We start from the raw sequence: 8,959 nt of genomic DNA on the forward strand, positions 1-8,959 counted from the left end.
AGTTAAGGGTGCGACAACAGGTATGGCAGTCACTACAACTGTTTGACCAACCGAAGTAGCGGAACATCCAGTTGCAGCGGTAACAGTAACACTCACCACATCGTTATTTTGTAAATCGGATGTTGGGTAGGTACTATTGCTTCCTCTGTCATAATTGGTTACAACGCCACCTCTATCTACATGAAATACATAATTACTCATGCCTGCCGGATTGGCTTGTACGATAACAGGTGTTCCTTCGCAAATTGGGGCAATCGGATCCACACTGGGATTAGGAAGCGCTACAGTGGTAATGGTTACTTGTGCAAACTCCGATGGACAAGTGTATGGAGCAGCACTGCGACTTTGAACGTACACCACATCATTGTTTTGCAAACCACTGATGGTAACAGTATTTGAAGTGCTCCAACCTTGAACCGGGACGCCTAATATATTGTTGACAAAGAAGATATATTCATTTGCATTAACGCCGGTTACCGTGAATGATGCATCCGCACCTTCACAAATGGTAGTGACCGGATTGACAAACTGAACAGTTGGTTTGTTAATGCTAAAGGTCGCAGTTACAGGTGTACTCTGACACTCCAAAGCACCATTGTAACCGGTCACACGAACCGTAAACCCAGTCGCATTGGTAAAATGATCAGTGGCTGTTACCGTAAATGCGTCATTATTTCCTTTGTCACGAAGAGTAATCGTTTGCTCAGGAGTTAAACCAACACTCACCAATTCAATGGTATAAACGTCAGCACCAGACAAGGCATCAAAGGAAACAGTTGAAGATTCACAAACAGTGGTAGACCCAGTGGGTGAAGTATAAGTTAATGGAGCGACAACGGGAGTTGAGGTTACAGATACCGTTTGTTCAGTAGAAGTACTAACGCAACCGGCAGAAGAAGTCACCGTCACACTAATTTTATCATTGTCAATGGGGGTGTAAACCAATGTATTCACTGCATTTTGATTATAATCAGTTGTGACACCACCACTGATCACATGGAATACATATTTAGCCATTCCTGTTGGTTTGGCAGAGATCGTTACATTTGAATTTTCACAAACCGGATCAATGGGATCAACAGATGCGCTTGGAAGAGGATTGACAACCATCACAATTTGTGCACTGTTATCACTACACAAGTTTGCATCCGAAATAGTCGCATATAAAATATCACCATCCAGCAAATCATTAGTAGTATAAAGGTTATTCGCACTAGCAGCTTGTACCAATGATGGTACCCCTCCCCTAATTCTGTAAAACGAATAAAGAAAAGGAGCAGTTCCTCCATTATTTACACTAGCTTGAAATGTTACTTCATCGGCTTGACAAATGATATTAGAAACAGAAGAAGATATGGTGGCATCAATCCAATTAACATCAATGGTATATACGGAAGGAACAGATGCAGAGCAACCATCCTCTTCATAATTAACTGAAATGGAATAAGATCCATGAGTTGGAAAGCTGAGTGTGACAGTATTATCATTAAGACCGCCACCACTTACTTTTGTTACACCTGCAGGAATAATCCAACTATAGTTAGACATCCCAGCTTGTGTAGTGTAAATAATATTAGTCGATCCTTCGCACATTGACAACACAGGATTAATCAATAAAGGATTAGGGCGATTCTTAACCGCTATATTATACTCAGTAGGATTCAACGCATCACAACCATTCACTGTATAATTTAGAGTGATGGTACCTGTAACACCTGGAGTGTCCCAAAGAACAGTGATGCTGGAACCTGTTAATGGAGTTTGTGCTGTTCCATTCGTAACAGTCCAGGTATATCCGATAGCCGACAAATTATCGGCAGTATAAGTCACAGATTCATTAACACATACATCCATTGCAGGTGTTGATGGTGAGAGTGCCGGAGTGGGAAGAGGTGTTACATCAACGTTAAAAGTAGGATCAGCAGCAGGTGCACAACCATAAATATCCACGTAATGTAAACTCAATGAAAAATCATTTAACCCACTATTAACGCTTAAAGTAGATTGATCACTTAAGCCATTAATCGTTGCATCACCTGATAGGATAGACCAAGAATAAGATGAAATATTAGATGCACCAGATAATGAATAAGCACCTGAAATTGGTAAAGAATTGGCACAAACCGGCGATGGTCCTGTAATCACATAATTAGGTAAACTTCTGACAGTTACCGTCATTTCAGTAGGATTGATTGCATCACAATCATTCACTTCATAATTTACACGAATTGTATAATTACCGGGTGTAACATTCCAATCTACATCAATGTATTCGCCACTACCACCGATGGTAAAAGGAATAGCCGGAATTATAGACCAGGTGTAATTGGTCATTCCTGCCTCAGTCCGATAACGAATATCGGTTGCTCCTTGACATACAGCTGCAGTAGATTCAAGAAACTTAGGATCGGGGCGACTCTTGACGCTTATATTATGTGTGGTTGGATTCACCGCATCACACTCATTCACCGTATAATTGAGCGACACCGAATTGGTTGGGTCTGTTGTTGTCCAGGTGTAAGTAATGGCTGAGGAATTACCGGTGGCTGTGACCACACCACCATCGGTAATCACCCATTTATAATCTAATGCCGTCAACAGATTTGCAGTATAAGTGACTGCTTCACCCACACAAACACTATTCACAGTAAAGTCAGGTGTTGGGCGATCCTTCACGGTCACCGTATAAGTTGCAGGTACGGTTGGTTCGCAATTATTTGCATCTTCGTATTTTAACGAAATGGTATGTTCACCCACTGTTGTCCAATCGACCAGAAGCGATGCCTGATTATTGACCCCATTGATGGTACCTCCTGCCGATACATTCCATTGATAATTGGATAGCCCGGGGTCTGAATTAACAGTATAAACCCCCTGAGAATTGACGCAAACAGAATTATCCCCGCCTATCGAGTGATTAGGGCGAGGATTGACAACTACATCAAACTCCTTTTCATTTTCAGAAGTACAACCTAATGGATCAGTAAATCCAACTTTAACTTTATAACTACCAGATGTAGTCCATTGTACTTCGATAGAATTTGAAGTTTCAGGATTAGGTGTAATGATAGTACCTCCACCTGAAATGGACCAAGTATAATCATCCATTCCTGCATCAACTGTATATCTGCCTACACTATTAATACAAACAGTTGCATCACTAGGTAAAACAAAGTTTGGAATAGGTAATTCATTAACTGTTATTTCTAATTCTGCAAAATTAGCTCCAACACAACTCGTTGATGCGTCTTCATAATTAACTCGTACTTTAGTTGTAGCAGAAAATGGCGTAGCAGTTTTCCATTTAAGTTTGATAAAATTATCACTTGAAGACCCTCCTGCTGTTCCTGGGCCGCCAGATTCATCTAATTCAGCATAATCACTGTCATAATCCCACACATAACCATTCATACCTAATGTAGTATAGTATAGAGCAGACTGATTTCGACATAAGGAAACAGGCATATCACTGCTCAAAGAAATTACAGGTAATGAATAAGTAATACCTGACACACTTCCATTCATCAATTGTTGGCAAGGAGATATTGAAATTCCTAAAAAATCATTATAAGCTCTTACCGTATACTCACGATTCACATCAGGATTAAGATCATAAATATTAAATACATAATCAGCATTACTGCCAACATATCCAGCATTATAAACTTCTATACCATCAGCAAAAACAGAATATCGTGTTTGACCATCAGTATTTGATAATTTTATAGACAACGGATCTCCATAACATGCAGAAATAGGGTCAGGATCTAAATTATAGATTTTAGGTGCCGGATATATTCTGGCGTATTGTCTATATGCATTATATTTCCCAGGTAAAATTGGATGAGGGATACAATAAACAATAGCCAATGGAACAGGTGGATTTGTTGACATGTACTTGGCTTCATCCACGTTAGATATCTTTAAGACAGGGTTTAATGGATCAGAATCATCTAACCAATTCTCAGTAATCAAATAATACCACTTACCATTGACATGAGTGATATCTAAACCATTGTAAGTAGGGGTTAGCGGAATAACTTGGGGATCATTATTCTGACACATTGCCTCCGGTACTCCATGAGAAACAACATTACCTCCCGAAGTATCATACCAAGTTACAATACTAGCGGGATTAATTGTGTATTGTGAAAATGAATTACCAATTGATAATGCTATCAATAACAAAAGGGTAAATGTAAACTTCTTGCACATAAGAATATAGTTTGATTAGGACGACTATACAAACGAAATGAGCTAATAAAGAGCAAAAATAGTATTATCGGCGGATAAACCGCTGACAAAGGTCAATATATTGCAATAAAAGGCACAAAAAAGGTAACCTTTTAGAAGCATCCAAAATGAAAAATAAAAAAAGGCAAGAGAAAAGGGTCACACCAACAACAAAACACAAAATTTTGGGCAGATGTATTTCAGCTCAAAAAGTTGTGTTCACACAGCAAGTTCCGGTTTTAATCGCCAACAGCACAAGCCATTGATCGTCAAACACAGGCTCACTCCTCTCCCTTCACACTTCACACAGGCGGCAGGAAACGTTTTCCGGCCAAGCCTATCTATTATTCAATCACCCCACTCGCATTCAATGCTTTACAGGGTTACAAAAAATGTGTTTAAAATTTATACGAACCTGATTATTTTAAGTTCGATATTTTTAAACCTTTTTTAATCATTATCTGTAATCGCCATCCTGATTATCACATTCAGGAAGCAGGATTTGCGGTCGACATGTCGCTTTTGCGCTTTCGGCCACGCGGACGTCCCACACCGGGCGACTTAATGCCCATTTTTTCAAGGTGCTGGGGTTGATCCTCCAGGGCAATGCGGGCAATCTTGATGTAATCGCTCACCCATGCCTGTACCTTGATGGTTTGTTTTTGTTTTTTTTGTGTGAGCTGTTTGTGCTTGTTGGCAATTTTATTGCACTGCTGAATCAGGTCAGACAAATTTTCCACTTCGGCCTTGAGCTTCTCAATATGAATATTTTTCACACCATATTCGCCCATGGCGCTCATCAGTTCAGGATGGTTCAAGAGGTTATTCACGAACACCATCACCTGCGAGAACCATTTATTGAAGGTCCGTTCACGAATGCCTTCAAGCATGAGCAAATCAGTGGCATATTCATTTTCAGCAAAAGCAATGCGGGCAATCTTTAGAAACTTCATATATTCTTTAGAGACAGCTTTCTGCATTAATTGCTTACGCGACACCAACAAGGTCTTCTCCCCTCCCACTTGGATATGCTCGTTTTCGAGGGCATTTAAATCCCTGTACAAGTCATTTCCCTGAGTGAGTCGTCGGGCATCATAGCCATAAACACTCACGGCATTCCGAATGGCTTCATCACTGGAGCTCACCCCAAACAATGACGCCAAACTGAGTAAGTAGTCATTCTTTGTCTGCTTGGTAAAATGTATCGCCTTCGTTAACATACCTATTGCGTTATCGAGTCATTTAAAGTCGCTAAATTAATGCAATTAATTATAATGAGCAAAATTAATTTGATTAATTTTTAAAAGAATTGTCCATATAGAATTTAAAATTACGTTTTTGTGAGTTTTTTAATCTAAAACTATTCAAATATTATATGTAGATCGATTAAATTTTCTAAAATAAAAATGTGTTGAGTGATTCATAAATCAGATTCAAAAAATTACAATAGTTGAATATTAAAATGTAAAAACCAATTTAATAATCATACATCTAACTCTTATATTGAAGTTAAAGAAATTGATGTGATTTTGTTTTTAAAAACCGAGATCTTATTTGGCTCTATTCTGATTTGTGTGGGTAATCATAAGTATGTATTTACTCAAATCTATATTTCGTGCCCTCAAGCCGGGCGGGCTCTTACTTTTTGGCTACAGCCCCAAAAAGTAAGCAAAAAAGGCCGCCGCTAACGTAAAATGGCTAAAAATCATAGGCCTTCACTAAAATCTGCGAACTCGCAAGCTCAAACAGCGCATCTTTTTTAACGCTCAGGCCTATGATTTTTTTAACGCCATTTTCCGAAGGCGGCTTAGTTACCTTGTTTGAATTCGTGCTTTCATATTATGTTTACCCATGGAATTCGACATAGAGCCTCTTATTTTTATGAATTTAGAACTTGTTATTCCCCTATGTAGTGATGAGTTAAAAGGATTTATCCACGAATTTTTTGCTGCGCAAAGCGACTTCTTCGATTAACACGAATTACACGAATACCAAGAATTTCTTTTCAACTCGTGTAATTCGTGGATTCACTCATTGTTAGGGATTTCATTTCATGAGCTACATCACAACATTCGGGCATCGCGAGATTAAAAACAATTATCCAGGGCTGATGAAAGATGTCGATAATCACGAACCATGAAAGATGCCCCCCATAAACGACAAAAGGCCTGCCGAAGCAAGCCTTTTGGAGTATCATACCACTCGAAATATCAGATAAGTTCGATGCTGCGCTTGACAAATTTTGTCAGAGCTTCACCTTTGAGCATGTTGTTAGACAACAGAGCCAGGTCGATGAGTTGAGAAATCAATTTATTATCTTTTCCAAATTCTCCCAGAATGCCTTCGCGCTTCTCGTTGAGTTCGGCAATCTTCTTATCCACATCGGCCAACTCGTCTTTGATAGCTTGTGGCACTTCATCGTCTTTTTTACCTTCTTTCCCCTTGTTGAGTTCCTCGCGACGTTTTTCTACCGATTGGAGCTTGCTTCGCAATGACTCCACCTGTTGATTACAAGCGTCAGCAGCATCACTAATCACACGCGCCACCAAGGGGTGAGCTTCATTGACAATCAGATTGTAGCTATCGGGCATTTCGCCGTAAAAACTCATGGCACCGCCTTGCATGGCGCTCATCTCTTTCATGCGACGCATGAATTCCTGCTGAGTGATGATGATGGGAGCCGCCTCGGCACCGACATTCTCAAAGCTGACGTAGAAATTGGTCTTGCCTCCTTTGGGAAGTTGTGCATTGAAGACAGCAGTCATATCTTCACGCTGCGCCTGCGACAATTTCGATTCGTGGTTCGATTCTCTGGGCACCAACTTTTCAACGATGTCGCTGTCGACACGGGTAAAGCGAGACTTCTCAAATTTTTGCTCCAGGTGATTGATAAAGTGAGTATCGAGTTGGCCATCCATCACCAATACATCATAACCTTTGGCAGTAGCGGCTTCAATAAAACTGTGCTGCTGATCCTGATCGTTGGCATATAGGTACACCAGCGTGTCATCTTTATCGGTTTGGTTGGCTTTAATGAGTTCCTTGTACTCCTCAAAGGTGAAGTATTTGCCATCAATATTCTTAAGAAGTGCGAACTTTTGGGCTCGCTCGGCAAATTTTTCATCGGTGAGCATACCATATTGAATAAAGAGGCGCAGGTTGTCCCATTTCTCTTCGTAAGCTTTTCGATCTTTTTTAAAGATCTCTTCCAATCGGTCAGCCACCTTTTTGGTGATATGACTGGAGATTTTTTTCACGTTCGAATCACTCTGCAAATATGACCGAGAAACGTTGAGCGGAATGTCGGGCGAATCGAGCACACCATGCAACAAGGTCAAGAACTCGGGCACAATGCCTTCGACCGAATCGGTGACATACACCTGATTACAATAGAGTTGAATTTTGTTCTTTTGAACCTCGATGTTGTTCTTAATTTTGGGAAAATAGAGCACCCCGGTGAGGTTAAAAGGATAATCAACATTGAGGTGGATGTTGAAGAGAGGATCCTCGCTCATGGGATAGAGGCTGCTGTAGAAACTTGTGTAATCCTCGTCGTTGAGGTCAGCCGGTTTGCGGGTCCACAAGGGATTGGTTTCATTAACGATATCGTCCTGATCAGTCTCCACACTCTTCCCGTCTTTCCATTCGGTCTTTTTACCAAAGGCAATTTCAACGGGTAAGAAGCGGCAGTATTTCTTCAGCAAACGGGAAATCTCTGTTTTCTGCAGAAATTGTTTGTTTTCATCATCAATGTGAAGGATAATGTCAGTGCCTCTGTCAGCTTTTGGGGTCTCTTGGAGGGTAAACTCAGGGCTTCCATCGCAGCTCCACTTCACGGCCTTGGCGCCTTCGCGGAACGACAGCGTGTGTATTTCGACCTTCTTTGATACCATGAACGAGGAGTAAAAACCAAGTCCGAAATGACCGATGATGGCATTGGCATCATTCTTATACTTTTCGAGGAAATCGTTGGCACCCGAAAAGGCCAACTGATTAATGTACTTATCAATCTCGTCGGCAGTCATCCCAATGCCGCGATCGGAAATGGTGATCGTACCGGCTTTTTCATCCAGATGAACCCGCACGGTGAGGTCGCCCAATTCACCCTTAAATTCGCCTACCGAAAAGAGGGTTCTCAGTTTTTGAGAAGCATCCACCGCGTTGGAAACCAACTCTCTCAAAAATATTTCATGATCAGAATAGAGGTATTTTTTGATAATCGGGAAGATGTTTTCCGTGGTAACACCTATATGACCTTTTTGCATAGCTATTATGTGATTAAATGGTTTAAAAATTCGTTAATAACGGCAAGGGCTTCATCAAAGGATGTGCCACGCAATGAAATCTGACAAATGGTCACTTACTAATAAGAAGTGTGCAACATTGTCAGTTGCGATGACAGAAAAAACAGAGGAACGGGTTAACAATTCATCCTGATGTTGAAACCTGAAATGATGGGTAACATTACCTCTTGCTAAATGCAACATAGTTTCGTAATTTGAAGGATAGCCACCACACAAAGATATCTCGTAGAAGCCGTTGGCAAGTGTAAGCAGAACGGCCAATGCGCATCACAACAGATGAGAACAATGGTTTAATAGAGTTTTTTAATGAACACGGAGACACAGGGACACAGAGTTTTATTTTGATTTAATGAAATAGGCACATGGACAACAACAGGCAAGTCGCTGACATAAAGGTTTGGCCGCATAGCCCCAACGGGGGA

The 8,959-nt window shown here is 40.7% G+C and carries 3 protein-coding genes; all 3 read right to left on the reverse strand.

What is annotated here, in order from left to right; all coding sequences use genetic code 11:
* Positions 1-4,215 (reverse strand): hypothetical protein (locus LX69_RS16840; protein ID WP_146260788.1); only part of this gene is annotated, 4,215 nt, incomplete at its 3' end.
* 506 nt (positions 4,216-4,721) lie between these two features.
* The gene (locus LX69_RS16845; protein ID WP_111447200.1) at positions 4,722-5,453 is read right to left on the reverse strand and encodes a hypothetical protein; all 732 of its coding nucleotides are present in this window, start codon (positions 5,451-5,453) and stop codon (positions 4,722-4,724) included.
* Positions 5,454-6,443: 990 nt separating this feature from the next.
* Entirely contained in the window at positions 6,444-8,498 is a 2,055-nt protein-coding gene (htpG, locus tag LX69_RS16850) for a molecular chaperone HtpG (protein WP_111447201.1), read from the reverse strand.
* Between the last annotated feature and the right edge of the window lie 461 nt (positions 8,499-8,959).

Source organism: Breznakibacter xylanolyticus (assembly GCF_003254275.1).
In the GTDB taxonomy this organism is placed as follows: domain Bacteria; phylum Bacteroidota; class Bacteroidia; order Bacteroidales; family Marinilabiliaceae; genus Breznakibacter; species Breznakibacter xylanolyticus.

Bases quoted from the DNA above. Each gene is read 5' to 3' on its own strand.
- htpG (WP_111447201.1), bottom strand. From the start codon at position 8,498: ATGCAAAAAGGTCATATAGGTGTTACCACGGAAAACATCTTCCCGATT.
- LX69_RS16845 (WP_111447200.1), bottom strand. From the start codon at position 5,453: ATGTTAACGAAGGCGATACATTTTACCAAGCAGACAAAGAATGACTAC.